The sequence below is a fragment of the Paraeggerthella sp. genome, assembly GCF_048427265.1.
Classification (GTDB): Bacteria; Actinomycetota; Coriobacteriia; order Coriobacteriales; family Eggerthellaceae; genus Paraeggerthella; species Paraeggerthella hominis.
In genome coordinates, this window is record NZ_DBFOSR010000070.1 from 1 (window position 1) to 15,984 (window position 15,984).

At 63.2% G+C, this 15,984-nt stretch carries 19 protein-coding genes; all 19 read right to left on the reverse strand.

Going from position 1 to position 15,984, the window contains the following annotated elements; translation table 11 throughout:
- Positions 1-162: 162 nt before the first annotated feature.
- The 19 genes from ACMNI9_RS06705 to ACMNI9_RS06795 all read right to left on the reverse strand — a co-directional run bounded on the left by ACMNI9_RS06705 (position 163) and on the right by ACMNI9_RS06795 (position 15,758).
- The gene (locus ACMNI9_RS06705) at positions 163-3,294 is read right to left on the reverse strand and encodes a phage tail protein (protein WP_418831310.1); all 3,132 of its coding nucleotides are present in this window, start codon (positions 3,292-3,294) and stop codon (positions 163-165) included.
- Positions 3,295-3,747 carry a hypothetical protein gene (locus ACMNI9_RS06710; protein ID WP_114565893.1) on the reverse strand — a complete coding sequence of 151 codons (453 nt, stop codon included), beginning with the start codon at positions 3,745-3,747 and terminating at the stop codon, positions 3,295-3,297.
- Positions 3,748-4,623 carry a hypothetical protein gene (locus ACMNI9_RS06715; protein ID WP_418831311.1) on the reverse strand — a complete coding sequence of 292 codons (876 nt, stop codon included), beginning with the start codon at positions 4,621-4,623 and terminating at the stop codon, positions 3,748-3,750. It lies immediately after the preceding gene.
- Between the two features lie 3 nt (positions 4,624-4,626).
- Positions 4,627-6,975 carry a phage tail protein gene (locus ACMNI9_RS06720; protein WP_418831312.1) on the reverse strand — a complete coding sequence of 783 codons (2,349 nt, stop codon included), beginning with the start codon at positions 6,973-6,975 and terminating at the stop codon, positions 4,627-4,629.
- The gene (locus ACMNI9_RS06725; protein WP_418831313.1) at positions 6,956-7,222 is read right to left on the reverse strand and encodes a hypothetical protein; all 267 of its coding nucleotides are present in this window, start codon (positions 7,220-7,222) and stop codon (positions 6,956-6,958) included. Before ACMNI9_RS06725 ends, ACMNI9_RS06720 begins: the two co-directional genes overlap by 20 nt.
- Before the next feature lie 95 nt (positions 7,223-7,317).
- Positions 7,318-7,617, reverse strand: coding sequence for a hypothetical protein (locus tag ACMNI9_RS06730; protein ID WP_225749330.1), 300 nt, complete (start codon positions 7,615-7,617; stop codon positions 7,318-7,320).
- Entirely contained in the window at positions 7,617-8,183 is a 567-nt protein-coding gene (locus tag ACMNI9_RS06735) for a phage tail protein (RefSeq protein WP_114565898.1), read from the reverse strand. The genes ACMNI9_RS06730 and ACMNI9_RS06735 overlap by 1 nt, the downstream gene beginning before the upstream one ends.
- A 41-nt stretch (positions 8,184-8,224) precedes the next feature.
- Positions 8,225-8,566 (reverse strand): hypothetical protein, encoded by a 342-nt coding sequence (locus ACMNI9_RS06740; protein WP_216528649.1) that lies wholly within the window; start codon positions 8,564-8,566, stop codon positions 8,225-8,227.
- A 4-nt stretch (positions 8,567-8,570) separates the two neighbouring features.
- Positions 8,571-8,843, reverse strand: a complete 273-nt coding sequence (locus tag ACMNI9_RS06745) for a hypothetical protein (RefSeq protein WP_114565899.1) — start codon at positions 8,841-8,843, stop codon at positions 8,571-8,573.
- The gene (locus tag ACMNI9_RS06750; protein WP_114565900.1) at positions 8,836-9,153 is read right to left on the reverse strand and encodes a hypothetical protein; all 318 of its coding nucleotides are present in this window, start codon (positions 9,151-9,153) and stop codon (positions 8,836-8,838) included. The genes ACMNI9_RS06745 and ACMNI9_RS06750 overlap by 8 nt, the downstream gene beginning before the upstream one ends.
- Before the next feature lie 17 nt (positions 9,154-9,170).
- Positions 9,171-9,560, reverse strand: a complete 390-nt coding sequence (locus ACMNI9_RS06755) for a Gp19/Gp15/Gp42 family protein (RefSeq protein WP_114565901.1) — start codon at positions 9,558-9,560, stop codon at positions 9,171-9,173.
- A gap of 15 nt (positions 9,561-9,575) precedes the next feature.
- Positions 9,576-9,770, reverse strand: a complete 195-nt coding sequence (locus ACMNI9_RS06760; RefSeq protein ID WP_114565902.1) for a hypothetical protein — start codon at positions 9,768-9,770, stop codon at positions 9,576-9,578.
- Between the two features lie 2 nt (positions 9,771-9,772).
- Positions 9,773-10,636, reverse strand: a complete 864-nt coding sequence (locus tag ACMNI9_RS06765; protein ID WP_418831314.1) for a hypothetical protein — start codon at positions 10,634-10,636, stop codon at positions 9,773-9,775.
- A 19-nt stretch (positions 10,637-10,655) separates the two neighbouring features.
- Complete coding sequence (locus ACMNI9_RS06770) at positions 10,656-11,159, reverse strand: hypothetical protein (RefSeq protein ID WP_114565904.1); 504 nt, start codon at positions 11,157-11,159, stop codon at positions 10,656-10,658.
- 158 nt (positions 11,160-11,317) lie between these two features.
- Positions 11,318-12,196, reverse strand: coding sequence for a hypothetical protein (locus ACMNI9_RS06775; RefSeq protein ID WP_114565905.1), 879 nt, complete (start codon positions 12,194-12,196; stop codon positions 11,318-11,320).
- Complete coding sequence (locus ACMNI9_RS06780) at positions 12,197-13,615, reverse strand: phage portal protein (RefSeq protein ID WP_225749332.1); 1,419 nt, start codon at positions 13,613-13,615, stop codon at positions 12,197-12,199.
- Positions 13,615-15,087 carry a hypothetical protein gene (locus ACMNI9_RS06785; protein WP_418831315.1) on the reverse strand — a complete coding sequence of 491 codons (1,473 nt, stop codon included), beginning with the start codon at positions 15,085-15,087 and terminating at the stop codon, positions 13,615-13,617. The genes ACMNI9_RS06780 and ACMNI9_RS06785 overlap by 1 nt, the downstream gene beginning before the upstream one ends.
- Positions 15,026-15,304 carry a hypothetical protein gene (locus ACMNI9_RS06790; protein ID WP_225749334.1) on the reverse strand — a complete coding sequence of 93 codons (279 nt, stop codon included), beginning with the start codon at positions 15,302-15,304 and terminating at the stop codon, positions 15,026-15,028. Before ACMNI9_RS06790 ends, ACMNI9_RS06785 begins: the two co-directional genes overlap by 62 nt.
- Before the next feature lie 121 nt (positions 15,305-15,425).
- Positions 15,426-15,758, reverse strand: coding sequence for an HNH endonuclease signature motif containing protein (locus ACMNI9_RS06795; RefSeq protein ID WP_114565909.1), 333 nt, complete (start codon positions 15,756-15,758; stop codon positions 15,426-15,428).
- Positions 15,759-15,984 lie beyond the last annotated feature (226 nt).

The following is a 15,984-nucleotide window of genomic DNA, read 5'->3' on the forward strand; positions in this document are numbered from 1 at the left end:
CCTCCTCGTAGTCGTCGTCCGCCCACGCGAACTTCTCCACGTCGTCGGGCGGGACGGCTCCCTTCCTGACGACTATGGTCGGGGACAGCGTCCCGGCCGACAGGTCGGGGTTGGCTATCTCGTTCCCGTTCTCGTCGACGATCCTCATGCCGGCCATGCCCATCACCTCCATGTTCCGGTAACGTAGTAGTGCAGGTACACCGTTCTCGAGTAGTTGCCGACGCTCAGGACGAAGAACTTCGGGGCTTTGTCTCCGAACACCGTGTGCACGCCGGGCCAGAACGCTCCGCCGCCCGGGTCCTCGATGACGACGTCTGCATGCACGAGATTCGTAAGGGCGAACGGGAGGGCGTGGCCTCCGCGCATCGTCCCGTCGTACGTCATGCCGCCCCACTGCATGTTCGTGGACGTCGGCGTGGACGTTGCGCCCCAGCACTCGGCGAACCCCGACGCCCACTTGCGCCACCGCCAGATGCCGCTCGTGCCCTGGGCCACCACGAAGTCGGCCATGTTGCCGCCGTTGAGCCTGAAGGTGCCCGACGCCTCCACGGCCCCCTTCAGGAGCACGCCGCTTCTGTTGCACGAGACGCCGGAGTCGTAGGGCTGCACGGTCCCGTCGGAGAGCGTCCGGCAGGCGGCGAGCGCGATCGAGCCTGGGGCCATGACCGCCAGCTGGTCGGTGCCCGCGTAGTAGGCTATCGCCCCCTTGCCGCCGCAGAGCTTGATGACCGCGTTCGCAGAGTTGGCCGCAAGCTCCAGGAGCCCCGCTTTGAGGCGCGCGAGCACGGTGGTGCCCTGCCTCACCGAGACGCTGTCTCCGTCCACGTACACGTTGCCGCCCGACGGGCTGCCGATCGTCGCGGTCGATCCGTAGATCGGCGCGTTGCACGCCTGCCAGGCGGTTCCGTCGTACACGAACGGCACGGTTGAGCCGGGAACCCAGAAAGCAGCGTTCGCTCCGTTTATCATGATCCGCTTCGCGCCCGATCCGTTCACGTCGAGCGTCGGCAGGCTCGCCGTGTTGGAATGCGAGAACGTGACGGCGACGGCCGCTCCTGGGTACAGCGAGAAACCCGCCACGTCGGAAACCGCCTTCGCAGCCGTCGCAGCAGCAGTTGAACACGTACCGTACAGCGTCTTTCCGTCTGCTCCGTCTTGCCCGTTTGCTCCCGGCTCTCCCTGCGGGCCTTGCTCTCCCTTTATCTTAGTCCATGCGTACATAGACGGAGTTGAGCTGTCCGCTTGCGCATGGTCCGTGTACTGGCCTATATACAGCTTTCCCGTGCTGTCCGTCGTCGAGAAGCCGGACGCGCCGTCTGCGCTGTTAGCGTATGCTATATGGAGGTACGGCGTCTTTCCGTCCTCTCCCGGCTTTCCGGGCGTTCCGTTCGCGCCGTCAGCGCCCTTTATCTTGCTCCATGCGTACTTGGATGGGGTGCTGCTGTCTTCCTGCACGCTATCGACGTACATTCCTATATAGGCGCGGTCGCTTTCGTTCAAGCTGAAATCAACGGTTCCGTCCGCGCTGTTCGAATAGGCTATATGGGTATAGCTCGACACGCCAGGCTTGCCGTCCGCACCGGGCTTGCCAGGCATGCCCTGCGCGCCGTCTTCGCCCTGCAAGCCTTGAAGCCCCCGCTCTCCACGGTCGCCCTTGTCGCCCTTGATCCTGGTCCAGGTGTAGAGCGCCGGGTCGATCGGATCGGCCTCGGTCGAATCCACGCACGTGCCCATGTAGGGGCCGGGCGTCTCGGACATGGGGTCGCCCGTGGGCGATTCCGACCACTTGACGTGCAGGTAGCTCGGAGCGCCGTCCGCTCCAGGAGCGCCGGGCACGCCGTCCTCGCCGCTGGATCCAAGCGTGCGCGCCCACGAGTAGGCGTCCGGGTCCGCGGGGCCGTCTGGAGATCCGTTCGAGCATATGCCCATGTAGGCGGTGTCGGCCTGCGGGGCCTCGGTCATAGGGACGCCGTCTGGGCTTGCGGAGAACCTGATGTGCACGTAGGCGCCGTGCAGGTCCGCCAGAGCGTCGAGGGCGCTTTGAGCCAAGCCGGCCGCGTCCTTGGCGATCTTGTCGACGGCCTCCGCCTTCTCGGCCGCGTCCTTGGCCGCCTGCCCGATGGGGGCCATGGCGTCGTACGCGGAGTTGATGGACGCGTTGAGCCTGCGTATCTGCCTGTTCGTCTCCCCGGTGAGGGAGTCGAACGTCGTCCCGAGCGTGTAGACCGACCGCGACGGGTCGAGCAGGTCAGGCTCGATCCTCGCCACGAGCATGTACCCGTCGAACCCGTGCGGCCTCGACCTCACGCGCACGAGCTCCCCGACCCTGAGCGGCTTGAACCTCCCGACCGCCATCATAGCCATGTCGACGAGCTTCGCCTCGATGGTCGTCTTCGGCTCCACGTGCGGGCGCAGCGCGGCCGCCGCCGAATCGCACAGCCCCTCCACGGTCCCGGCGTCGGGGTTCGAGTACTGCATCTCGATGACGCCGTAGCGCTCCGCCGCCTCCCTGTGGACCAGGACGTCCCCTTCCTTGCAGAAGGCGGCGTCCTTCGGGTACGTTCCGTCCGGCATGGACTCGAGCGTCAGCCCGTCTTTCCCCTCGGGCCGGACGGCGGTGAACAGCCCATTGGTCGTGTCGGTGCGCGCGAAGTCGAGCAGGTTCTCCCCGAAGTCGATCACCTGGGCGTTGACGTCTGAGCACTCGGCCAGGTAGTCGATGTAGCGGACGCCTCCGCTTCGCCTGACGAACAGGTACCCTCCGAGCCGCTCGATCAGCTTGTCCTGTATCTCGCTCGACACCGTGGGAAGCTGCGAGGATTCCCGAAGTATGTGGTTGTTCCTGTCAAGCGCCGCCCCGTTGTTGACCCCGACGACGAACCGGCGCGATGAGTCCACGCGCTCGTTGTACTGTTCGATGAGCCATGAGAAGTACCCGTCGACGGAGCTCGGAGCCGTGAGGGGCTGCTTTCCCGGGACAGTCGAGTACGGTCGCACCAGCACGTCGCCGAGGTAGGCGAGCTCGCCTTTGCACGACACCCTGCCCGAGAGCAGGAAGTCGCTGCTCCTCTCGTAGACGAACCCCGCCCACAGCATCTCGTCGTCGAGCCACACCTCGACGGGGTTCGACCTGTCCCTGTCCTTCAACATGCTCTTCAGAGGATGGCCCTCGGGGATCGTGAACTCGCACCATCCCGCCGCGTTCGCCTCCATCCCCATGCGGATGTCGGTGAGCGCGTGCTCGTCCCCCACGGGGTCGTGGAGGTACTGCCCGCCGTACTTGACGCGCCACATCTAGACCCTGCCCCTCGCTTCGATGGAGAACTTCGGGTTCGTCACCGTCTCCTGCATGGCGGAGTACAGGCAGAACGCGGGCGACTGGCTCGTCGTCGACTCGCTCGTCTTGGAGACGAACGGCCAGTTGCCGGAGCTGTCGCAGCCCTCGAACTCTATCTTCACGGACGGCACCTCGGCGAAGTTGAACGGGTACGCCGAGAACCTCATGGCTGACGTCGCCCACAGCTCGCCCCATCCGCCGAACGCCTGGGACGGGAACGTCTTGCGGCGGATGCGGCACACGGCGGTGCCGTCGCTCCACTTCTCCCATTCCCATTCGCCCGACTTCCCGCTGTCCACGACGTACTTCTTGCCGAGCTTGTCGATCTTATTGCTGTTTCGGTTGAAAACAGCCGGATCGATGTAGTCGGATCCGTTTATCTCCTCTAATCCCAAATTGGCCGTTGCCATTTACAGATCACTCCAATCGTATGATACGAACGCCTCCGTCTCGTCTCCGAGCGGCGTCTTGTAGCGAAGCTCCGCCCATCTCGTCCCGCTCTCGTCGCTCCAGCGGGACCCCGCCATGTCCTCCCACGTCTTCGAGCGCATGAGGCCCTGCCCGTTGAGCGCGCGCAGCTCGTCCCACCTCATCGACCCGGCCGCGTTCCACGTCGTCGCGTGCCCCTCTCCCTCGGCGAGCTCGAACCAGCACGTGTTGATCACATCGAAGCTGTTGACGTACATCTCGTTCCACCCTTGCTCGAACAGCACGTCGTTGAGCCTCCACGTCCCGGCCGGGACGGTCTGCGCCTTCCCGCCGAACTCGATCCTGCAAGGATGCGAGCATTCGATCGTCGGGCGCACGGGACGCCGCCCGCACTCGAAGCGGAACATCCTGCCTCCGCTCGCGTCGAGGCGGTACGTCTGCGTCCCCTTGGTTTTCCACGGGTCGGCCTCGACGTCGACCTTGAAGTAGCCGATATGCGCCTTGCTGTAGTACTCGTCTATCGAGAAGCGGCCATGGTAGGTGTACCCCGGGTCCATCGTCAGCGAGTAATCGAGCCTCCGCCCGTGGAGGAAGTTCGACGCCTCCGTCTTGATCCGCTCGAACATCTCCGGCTCGATGACGCCGAACACGAACGACTGCTTCCTGGCCCCGTACGCGACGTCGCCCGTCATCGCCTCGGTGAGGTCTATCGACCCGCTGCCGCCCGGAACGTCGACCAGGTAGGTCTTCGGAGCCGGAGGGGACAGCGTGCAGTCGTCGGACATCACCATGCCGAACCGCTCGAACAGGTCGACGCCTCCGACTATGATTCTGTTTTTAGGGTTTATAGCCTCCATCCTCTACCACCTCCCCAGGTTTTCCGCCCTGGCAAGCTCGACGCCCATGGGTTTGGCGATAGAAGACGCCAGCTTCTTTCCGTCGACGTACACGGCGACCTCGCCGCCTCCTGCCGAGCCGATAGCGGCTACCATCGCGTCGTACACGTCTTCTTTCGTGAGCGAGCCGTTCTTGTTTGCCGAGATTGCCATCCCGCTCGATGCCGCATAGCCGGGCGATGACAGCCTCGGGGCCGAGATCGCCATGTTCGAGAACGGCGCAGCGATCGCGTCTGCTACTTTCGCAGCGGCGCTCACGGTACCGACTCCCATCGCGGCCATCGACTTTGCGACCGATCCGGCGGCGGCGTCGATGCCATCCGCAGCTCCGAGCGGCACCCATTTGAAGGTCGCCTTCATGACCTTTGACGGCGACGCGATGCCGAAGAAGCTCTTCACGGCGTCGAGCGCACCGGAGCACACGTTTACGATGGCGTCCCAAACAGCACCCGCTGCGTCGCGGACGCCCGACACCATCCCTCGTACCATGTCGCCGGCTGCTGACGCCATCTGCCCGGCGAACCCGGCGACCTTTCCAGGAAGGCTCGATACGAAAGAGATCACGTTTCCGACGAACTGGGATCCTGCCGTCGCCGCCTGGCTCGCCATCGACGCCGCCCACGACGCTGCAGCAGATACAGCAGACGAGAGGAATCCCGACACCGATCCTGGAAGCCCGGCAAAGAACGACACGACGCTGCTCACGAACCATGATCCTGCCGCCACGGCCTGCGCCGCCATCGAGGACGCCCATGCGACCGCGTCTGCGACCGCCTGGTCGAGCCACGACTTGACGAGCATAGGGAGCTGCGAGAAGAAAGCGCCGACGTTCGTCACGAACTGGTTCACCGATTCAGGCAATCCTGCAAGGAACTCGACGAACCCGGTGAACGCGTCGATGGCGAATGTGGCGGCCTGCACGATTCCTCCGAAGAGGGCGACGACCAGCGACAGGGCTGCCCCGAGCACGGTGCCGAGGAAGTCGGCGACAGGCTGAAGCGCCTCGTACATGCGCTGCGCTGCCCCGAGAAAGTCGCCGATCATCGGAGCAAGCTGCTCCAATGCCGGGATCACCCACTGGCCTATGGCGCTTCCGAGGCTCTCGAGAAGCGTCGACGCGGTCGAGAACGCTGCCGCCAGCGTCCCCGCGAACTGAGCTGCTACAGGGGCGAACGCGTCGACGAGGCGTCCTATCCACTCTTGCGCCGTCGCGATGGCCGACGGGAGTTTCTCGCCTATCTCCGACACGATCGGGCCGAACGCTTCCTGCAGCGACCCTGTCGCCGCCGCGATGGAATCCTGCATTCCTTGCGGAAGCGAGCCCTTCACGGTCTCGAACGCGGTCGAGAACATCGTCCCCAGCGACGCAGCAAGCTCCGGACCTACTTTTGCGACGAGCTGCGGTATCGAACCCAAGGCCGTCCCTAGGATGCGACCGAGCCTCGGGATTATGTTCCCAGCGGCCGTGACGACGGAATCGACAAGCTGGCCGGTCAGCGCTTCGAGGTCGGCGTTCTCGTCGGCAAGCCCGGTGAGCCAGTTCGAGTAGGCGGCTTTCGCCATCGCAACAGATCCTTCGATGGTGGCTGCGGCCTCCTGCGCGGTGGTGCCTGTGATGCCCATCTCCTGCTGCACCACGTGGATGGCTTCCACGATGTCGGCGTAGGAAGAGATGTCGTACTTGATTCCCGATATCTTCTCGGCATCGTCGAGCAGGCGCTGCATCTCCTCCTTTGTTCCTCCGTAGCCTAGCTTGAGGTTGTCGAGCATCGTGAAGTTCTGCTTCGCGAAGCCTTGGTACGCGTCGGTGATGCGCCCCATGTCGGTGCCCATCTTGTTCGCGTTGTCCGACATGTCGGTGATCGCCATGTTCGCGTACTCGACGGCGGCGTTGGTGTCGCCGCCGAGGCTCTGCAGCAGCGACGCGCTGAACGACGTAGCCTGATCCATGTACCGGTTCGCGCTCATGCCGGCCGTCTTGTACGCACCGGCAGCGTAAGCCTGGAGCTTCCCGCTGCTCTCCTTGAACAGCGTGTCGACGCCTCCAACCAGCTGCTCGTAGGATGCGTAGCTTTCGAGCGCGGATCCGGCAACCTTTGCGACGCCGGCGACGGCGGCAGCAGCCGCTGCCACGAGCGCTGCGAGCCCTGCTTTTGCCGCCGTTGCCGCCGCTCCTCCGAAGCTTCCTCCGAACGACTTGCCGACCGAGTCCCCGGCGCTGCTCGCGTCGACTGATTTCAGCTGCGCGGCGATGTTCGCCTTCTTCAGCTTCGGGTACAGCGCGACGTACGCGCTAGCCAATTCGCTTGCCATCGCGAGCCTCCTTCCTCGGCATCGACAGCCTTCTCTCGTACTCTTCCTGCGTCATGGACGCGGAGCGCTTCTTAGGAGCCTCCCTCCAAGGCGGGACAAGTTGGCCGTCCTTGTCGCGCCACGAGTTGAGCAGGTTGAAGAGCATCCACTCGGCGTCCGTCCACTGCGTTTCCGGGTTGATCTTCGCCAAAGTGAGCGAGCCTCTCGGCAGGCTGCGGGACAGAGACGCCGCATGCCTGACCGACACGCTCCCTCCCACGTCGTCGATGCAGACGCCGTAGTACCTCTGGAGGTCGGCTCTAAGCTCGTCCGGGTACTTGCGGCGCACCTCGGCGAAGAAGATCAGTTTTTTGCCTCTCCCTCGTTCATCTTCGCCATGAGCTCGTTGAAGAACCCGGTCATGGACGTGGCCGTAGTCACTCCCGCCTTGTTCGCGAGCGCGTTCTTCACCTTCGGGTACTGGTCGCCGAAGACGCGCTTGCACAGCTTCGGGAACGCGAAGATGTTGCCGTCCTGCATCTCTCCGAGAAGCTCCACTACCTCGATGTCGTTCATCACCTCTTTGTCGACCGTAACGTCGATTCCCTTTACGTTTACGGTTACGGGCGTTTCGTTCGCCTTTGCTTTGCCGTTCGTCGCCATTACGCGCTCTCCTCCTCGATTTCGGCGTAGTACTTGTACGCCTTGTTTCCCTGCTCGTCCGGAAGTGCCTTGATCTTGATCTCGGATCCGAGAGGCTCTGATCCGGAGTACTTCATCTCTCCGACCTCGATGACCTTCCCGCGAGGGACGACGGTCCGCTCCACCATGGTCTCGGAAAGGAGCACCTCGAACACGTAGGATCGCGCGGCGGACTGCTTGCTGTTCACCAGCACGGCGATGTTGCCTTTACTGTCGACCGTCACGTTGTCCTGCCCGTACCGCTCTGCCAGCGCGTGCTTGTTCGTCTCGATCGGGTGGAACGCGTACGTCACCTCGTGATCGGTCCTGACGACGGCGACCTCGTCTCCTCCGAACGCTTTGAATCCCTCCGTGTCGCCGTTGATGGCCTCCGTGATGCCGTCCTCGTGGATGTAGCCGAGGCTGTTGAACCCTTCCTGCAGCGCCGTTGATGCGTCGGTCGGCACATTTGTCCCTCGGTCGGCCGAGTACACGGATCCTCCTACTTTGGGCTTCGGAATGTGCACGTTTTCAGCGTTTTGCGCCATATCTCATCCTCCTATGCTGATAAGCCGCCCGAAGAGAGCGGCTAAACCGTTTTTATGTCCGCGACTATCTGGTAACGTGGCGAATCGGCAGCCGGGAAGCTCGCAATCGAGTTGATGGAAACCGCCCTGACGTTCGCCTCGCGCTTGAACGACGGCAGCATGTCGCGGATGCTGCACGCCATCTCCGCCGCCTCCGCTCTCGTCTGCGCCCAGCATTGGATGGCGACGGCAGGGTTGTCCAAGACGACGCCTGTCACCCCTCCGCCGGTGCGCTCGATCGACACGAAGCGCTCCGGGCGCGGGTTCGGGACCTCCGTTGCAGCGTCCCATCCGGTGTTCGCGGCTATCCATGCGACGAGCGCAGCCTCGATGTCGTAAGGCATGGCATCACCCCTTTCCCGCATCGACTGACTTCACGAGGGAGTTGTGCTTCGCGTTCGACGCGATTGATGCGGCGTCTGCGGTCTGCACGAAAACGTGCGCCGAAACCTCCAGGTTCTTCGCCACGACGCCGTAGCGAGCGTTCCCGCTCTCGCTCATGCCCTCGGCGTTGCGCGCGATGCGCTGCCCTCTCGCCACGAGGTCCGCCCTCACGGCCGGCATCTTCATGATCTCGCGCGCAGCTTGCCCGTTGATCTTGAGGCCGCTTATATCAGCCATGGGTCGCCGTCACCTCCACTTCTCTGTTCCAGTCGCCGGGAGGCTCTGGGTCGAGCCACGGGCGTGGGTCGCCGATGACATCGAACCATTCTCCGTAGACCCACACCCGCGCCTTCTCCAAGCTGCCGCCGTAGGATTTCGGGAAGTACAGCGTGTAGGCGACGGACACGCCCTCCGGACGGTTTGACTCTCCGATGGAGGACGTGGGGCCGACGGCCGCCAGGACGTTGCCGACGGTCTCTACCGCGACGTCGTAGACGGGGTTCCCATGGGAGTCTTTCCCTGCTTGCGCCTTGGTTTCGACGATCACCGTGGTTCCATGGAGCATCACGCATCACCCCACGGGTGGACGAATCCGGCGCTCTGGCGGCCGATGCCGAGCCTTCGCCTCTCCGCAGACGTCAGGTAAAGGTCGCCGGTCGGGTTCGCGTAGGTTAGGGACTGGCTGAACGGCCCAACGGTCACGCCGCCCTGCGTTATCGGAGCCTGGTCGACATGCGACATCATCGCTCGCTTCACCATCTCGCATACGGTGAGCGAGAGCGCGTCCTTCGTCAGCTCATCGTCGATATCCAGCTCAACGCCGAATCTCCGGCACTCGTCGGCGACGACGAGGGACGCGTCCTTCAGCTTCTGCTCCGCGCGCGCCTTCTCGTCACCGCTCGAAAGAGGTCGCCAGCGCGCTTGGAGATCTTCTACGCTCGCGTAAGCCTCCATGCCAGCGGCACCTCCTTACTCCTCTTTCTCGACCTTCTCGTCGGGCTTGTTGACATGCTCGGTTTTTACCTCCTCGACCTTGCCGGCTTCGATGAGCGCCTTAGCGCGGTTGGCGGGCGCATCGAACACTTCGCCCTCCCAGCGGACGCCGCCCTTCTTGTCGTTTAGGGTATTGTCGGTGAAGCACTTGATCACTCGCAGTTTGGCCATGATTAGACGCCCGCCTCGATGGCGCCCTTGACGATGTAGTTCGCTACCTCCGGGAACAGGAGCACGCCGGTGTCGGCGTAGGTCTCGGCCGTGCCGTTGGTGTACTTGGGCTCGTGGTGGACGCCGATGAAGCCGGACTCGTCGAACTGGTAGCTGAAGCCAGCCTCGCCCAGCGCGGCGAAGTCGACGGCGTAGACGTTGATGTTCTCCTTAGGCGTCGCGCAGACGGTTCCCTTCGCCTGGTTCGCGTCGAGGATGCAGTCTCCGATGCCGAGGAAGTTCTTGAGGTAGGTGAAGCCGAACGCGGTCTCGATGTTGTTGATCGTCGAGGCTCCGAGGTACTCGGCGACGTCGAGCGGGTTGACGAAGAACACCGGCGTGCCGTTCTCGTCCTTCTCGTTGAGCGCTTTGGTGAGCGCGCCCCAGGTGTTCGCGATCGCAGCCTGGAACGTCTTGCCGGTCGCGGTGCCGGTCCCCGCCTTCAGGAACGCGAAGAAGTCCTTGCGCAGCCCGCCCTGGATGTCCTGGATCATCTTCTTGTCGGTCTTCTCGACGGCGGCGTCGAACCCGTACTTCAGGATGTCCTGCTTGGTGGTGGCCTTGCGGTAGGACTTGAGCTTCACAGCGTACGGATCTCCTACCTTCTTGTGCTCGTACTTGGACAGAGGGATGTCGTCGCCGGGAGTTACCTCGGCTTCGGACAGGGATCCCTCCACGGTGTACATCTGGATCTGGGTCCCGGCGGTGAGCGTCTGCGGCGTCTCGATGCCGAACACCGTCATGAGCGCGGTCACGCCCTGCTCGAACTTGCTGGCGAACTCGATGTCGAGGACGCGGGACGCGGTGCTGAGGTTTGCGTCTGCCATTTTTCATCATCCTTTCGGTTTATTTGAACAAATCGATGTTCTCCGCGATCGCGGCTTTTCTCTCCTTGCTGTTCTTGATCGCAAGGATCTCCTGCTTGGTCATCTTCGGGCCGTTGCCGTCGCCTCCCTTGCGGGTGTCGGACTGGCCGGACGGCGCGGAGGGCTTCTTGTACGCTTTCGCGATGGCCTCTGCGTGCGCCTTCATCTCCTCCTTGGTCGCTCCTCTGACGAGGTCTGCGGAGACGCCGGTTTCCTCGGACACTTCGGCGAGCCACGCCTTCTGGTCGCGCTCGGCCCTCATAGCGTCGAGCTCGGCTCGGATGCTGGCAAGCTCCTCGTCGGTCGTCTTGCTGCCGTCCTGCTGCTTCGCGCTCGCCTTCGCCCTCTTCTCCCATTTGCGGGCCTCCGCCTTCCAGTCGGTCGTGTCGGCTGCCGGAGCGCCTGCGCCCTGCGGCTCGGTGCCTCCGTCGCCGTTCTGCGTCGGCTCTGTCGGTTCGATCGTTGTGATGTTGTCTTCGGCCATGATGACCATCCTTCCTGCGCCATGCGGCGCGCTTGGTTCGCGTCGCCATGCGGCTCCGCTTTGCTGTCGCCCGGTTCAGGGCATGAAAAAAGCACCCATGCGGGTGCTTGATTCCTAGGTATGTCCGATGCAGTTCAACGCCTTGCCGAGGGCGGTCGCTATTTGCGCTTCTTGACGCGCTGCGCGTTTCCTCGCTCGGCTGCTGCGCGTACCGCCGTCTTCTTGCGGTCGGCTTCGGTATATGCGGCCTGCTTATCGATGCGCTGGCCGGAGTATCCGGCTTTCAGCTTGCCGTCTTCCGTGTAACGGTTGCGCCTCTTCTCCTTCTGGTGCTGCCGATGCTGCGAATGGTCCTTCCGCGCAAACGATTCCGCGTCGCCGCCGTACTGGCCCCACGCCTTGTCATCGTACTCTGCTGGGTCGAACCCCTCGATGGCGGGGTCTTTGTCCCATGAGCACACGACGCGGCACCTGCATCCGTCGTGGTAGTGGTCGGGGTCGAGCTTGCCGGCGGTCAGCTCTGATCTGTACGCGAAGCCGCGCGATGCCAGCATTCGGCAGAACTCGCACGAATCGCCGCCCAAGGGTATTCGAGCGTACTTCGGCTTCCTGGCGTCGCGCTCTCCGTTCAGGAACATCGTGCGGCCAACGGAACGCTGTATCTCGTATCCGACGCGCTGCAGAAGAATGGCTTCCACAACTTTTATTTCAGGCGTCTCCGCCAGCTTCGAGGTGATGCCGTAGGTCGCGTTCCTAGTCGACTCGGGGTCGCGCCCGCTGTCGGTCGAAGCGCCAAGCTTCTCACCTGTCTGGTACTCGCGGATTCCGTCGTAGAAGGAAGCCGCCATAGTTGATGCCAGCACGTCGGACGCGCCAACGATGCGCTCCATGATGTCGGCGATTTGAGCGCGCGCTGCCTGCGGGTCGCTCATGTCAACGGCTGCAAGCGCGGCGACGAGCCGACTCTTCGCCCTGTAGCTCACCTCGTCGACCGCGTCGGAGAACTCCTGAATGTACGAAAGCGGGATGGAATACATTTACTCCACCACCGTAGGCTCGTTCTGCGACGGCTTATTGACGGCGAAGATATCGCTGATCGCGTTAGCCGACGCAGCTTTGTTCCTGTCGTCCATCAGGCGGCGACGCGTGCCCTCGTCGAACCCGAGCTGTTCGAGGAACACGTCGGTTTCGGCGATCCAAGGCGCGACGGACGCGATCTTCACCATAGCGTCTGCCTGGGAGACGATGCTCGGCATCGCCGGGTTGCGGAATATCGGCGTGATGCTGCGCTCGTCCTCTGTGAGCTTTTCGAGCGGCTTGTCGAGCACGGCTGCCACCACCATGCGGGCGATGTTCCGCAGAGCCTCGCCGTTTCCGTCGTTGAGGTCGTCCGCCTCCATGATGAGCGGCTCGTTCGCCGCGTAGATCGCCTCCGCGCTCGACGGGTTGTCGTGGATGACGCCGAGCTGGCTTATCGCCACGTTCGTCTCTCCGCTGAACCTTGCGGCGAGGCTTCGCATGTAGTCGACGTGCGGCTGCATTGATCCTTGTGCGAGCTGCCCGAACTGCGGGACGTCGCCCTCCGAATCCCTGCCGATGGTGAAGATCGATCCGATGTAGGCCTCCCACTTGGAAACCTCTGCGAAAGCCTCCTCCTTGCTCACGCCGAGCAGGTACTTTTGCGGAGCCGTGAAGAACTCGGCGCTCACCTCGGTGCGCAGCGCCTCGCGCACGGCGCTGTCGGTGATCGAGCGCACGGCGCGCGTGATGCGCGACTGCCCGAACGGGCGCGCCTCGGTCGGCCGGTACGCCAGGACCTCCATGAGCGGCCGTCCCATCTCGTGCTCGGAAACCGAGTAATCCCAAACGCCCGACCGAGTGGCCCTCGCGTTGACTATCGCGTCGTCGACGTACAGGTTGATCTCGCACGCCTTTCCCTTGTCAGTGTAATCCACGATGGTGAAGCCGTACTTGATGCGGTTCTTGCGGTAATCCCAGCGAGCAGCGGACGATTCCGCCGAATGGAGCCCGATTATCACCTCCGGCTCGCCAGCATCGACGTCGCCGCGCGATATGGTTACGGCCGAGAAGCAGTAGACCAGCTCGGACGTGACGGCCATGCGGTATTTTCGTTTCAGCCCAGATTGCTCGGACACCCTGTCGAGGATGGCGGCGGCCGTCTCGTCGTTCGCCTCGAACCCGTCGAAGCGAGATCGCACGGCGAGGGCCTCCACGGCCTTCTGCGGCCATCCCACGACGGTCTCCACGTCCTTGAGCGGAGGCGGGATCGACAGTCCCAGGTCTTGCAGGGTGTTCTTCGCCTCGTAGTACTTGTTCTTCTTCTGGTTGCCGAGGATGTGCTTGCGCCAGATGCCCCATAGGTCGTCGAACACGTCCTGGTACGGGAAATCGGGCGCGAATCGCGGCTTCTGGAACGCCGCTCTCGTCGTAGCCATCAGCCGACCACCGCCTTTCTGCTAGGGTCTCTTTTCGTGGTTCTCACGCCCCACAGAGCGAGGCACGCGGCCTCGAGCGGGGTGATGTCGGTCTCGTTTCCCGACTGGAAGCCGAAGCCTCCGCCTTTGCCTATCTCGCGCTTCTCCGCCGCCTTGACCGCATCGTCGAGCGCAGGTTGCCCGATGTGCGTCATGGATCCTTCCGTGACGGCGTTCAGGAACATGGACGACGCCGCCGTGACCGTTTCCGGTTTCGCGGGGTCCAGCGCTCTCTTGACCACGCCGCCGGCTAGGAGCCGGTTGTACAGGTCGAGCGCGTTTGCCTTGCCGTCTATGACGGTCGTGCTGACCTTCCCGCACCGAGGCGTCAGCCAATCTTCAGCCCACTGTATCCCGTTCTCCGTCGATCCATGCTCGAGCACCTCTACATGGGGCGTGGCTCCCCTTTTCCATATCGCGATCGCGATTGCCGCGCGCTTTCCGTCCGCCGAGAACTTCACGCCGTAGGCTCGCTTCCAGGAAGCCTGCTCTGCTATCTCCTCGTCGGTGAAGTCGACTTTGAGCGCGTCCCATTCGGAAGGGTCGAAGCACCCGTTTGCCATGTCGCTCGCCCACCAACCAAGCCTCTCGCGCGCGAACCCGTCTGGCGACATCGTTTTCAGCTCCTTTTCGACCGCCTTTCGCGTTAGCCGGTAGCCGAGAGCGGGATTGGTTTCCTCCCACCTTGATTCGTCGGATACATCGCCGATTTCGTCAACCGACCATTCGATCCAGTTCGTGCCGCCGTGCTCGCTCGACAGCGCGTTTCTCCGCGTTCGCGGGAATACGTCCCCATTGGTGGTTGGACCGGGCGGCGTTCCTAAAAGAATGAGTTGCGAGTTCTGCAACGGGCCAGCCGAACTGGTTGGCATCAGAGCCTCCAACTGGTCGTCGGTGAGCTCCTGCGCCTCGTCGCACACAACTACGTCCACGGTGAAGCCGCGCGCTGCGCCCTTCGAGCGGGCAGAGAACTCTATCGAGCCTCCGTTCGTCAACTCGATGGCCTCCTGCCCGTTCGTCTTGCGGATGGCTTTCACGATTTCGGCAAGTTCTGGATATTCGCTCTCGTTCTCGAAGAATGAGCACAGGCGCAGGAATGCCTTGCGGGCCGTCTTCACCTCGTGTGCGGTGTGCAGTATCTTCTCGCCCTCCACAGCAGCCCCGTACAGTTCACGAACTTCAAGAGTGCCGTTCTTCCCGTTCTGGCGCGGAACGGCCAGCCCGCAAGTGTCGTGCGCGTATGTGCCGTCATCGTCGTATGCGAGCCAGTCATCCAGCACGGTTTGCTGCCAAGGGTCGGGAGTAAGTCCGTAGGCGCCGGCCATCTCCGCCGCATCGCCTCCGTACGTGTAGGCGTAATCGTCAGAAACCCTAATTCGCGGATCTTGGTTTCCTCTTAGCTGGCGCTTTCTTGCGCTTGTTCCTCGCTTCATCCAAAGCCGTCCTCCTGTCTTTTTTCGGCTGCGCCTTCTCCAATGCGCGTATCTCCTTGGTAATATCCATGAATTGCTTTGAGAGAGCCGCTATGTCGCGTCCTGACTGGGTTTCCTCCAGCTGCCTTGCTATCCCTAGTCGGAGGCATTTCAGCATCTCGAGGTCGTCAGTACCCTCTGCGAGGGCCGCAAGCGTCATGCATCCGCCCTCTGGCATCCGGAAACCCCTCCTTTCGGGCTAAAAGATCAAAAACCTGGTGCGGAAAAGAATCGCGGGGGGATATTAGCCCTGTGCCGCTAGGGTGGCTTCGGACGAAGGGGAGGGGGTCCCCCCTGGGTCACCACTCCCTCGACTTCGGGAGCCTGTCGGCCGTCGGCTCCGGAGGCTTCCTAAGCGTCTTGTTGCCTCTCTTTTGATTGCATATCCTATGCGCAGGAGCGACGTTCGAGATGTCGAGCGGGTTGCCGCCCTTGGACACCGGCACGAGCTCGTCAAGCTCGAACGACATCGGGTGGCGCTTGGTCTTCCCGTCCGTCGGATCGACGTAGGTCGCGAGCGAGTAGTCGATGGGAAGCCCGCATATATGGCACGGCAATCCCATCGCCGCCACGCGCTTGCGCAGCGCGTCCCTTCTGGCTCCGTTGGCTCGGCGCGGGTTAGGCTTCGACATGCCCCGTCGCTTCCATGGCATCGACTCGCTCGTTCATCGTATGGAAACCCCTGTGAATTATCATCGGCGCACCTCCATCCCCTATCGCCCGTCCATCGGAGACTCGTTGTTCGCGAAGCACTCGCCCATGCCGTCGTAGGCGTCGACAGCGACGATGGAGCCGATGCGCGGACGGGCATGCGGAACCGGTACGCCGCATGCCCGCAGCATGGCGCGGCTGATGGCG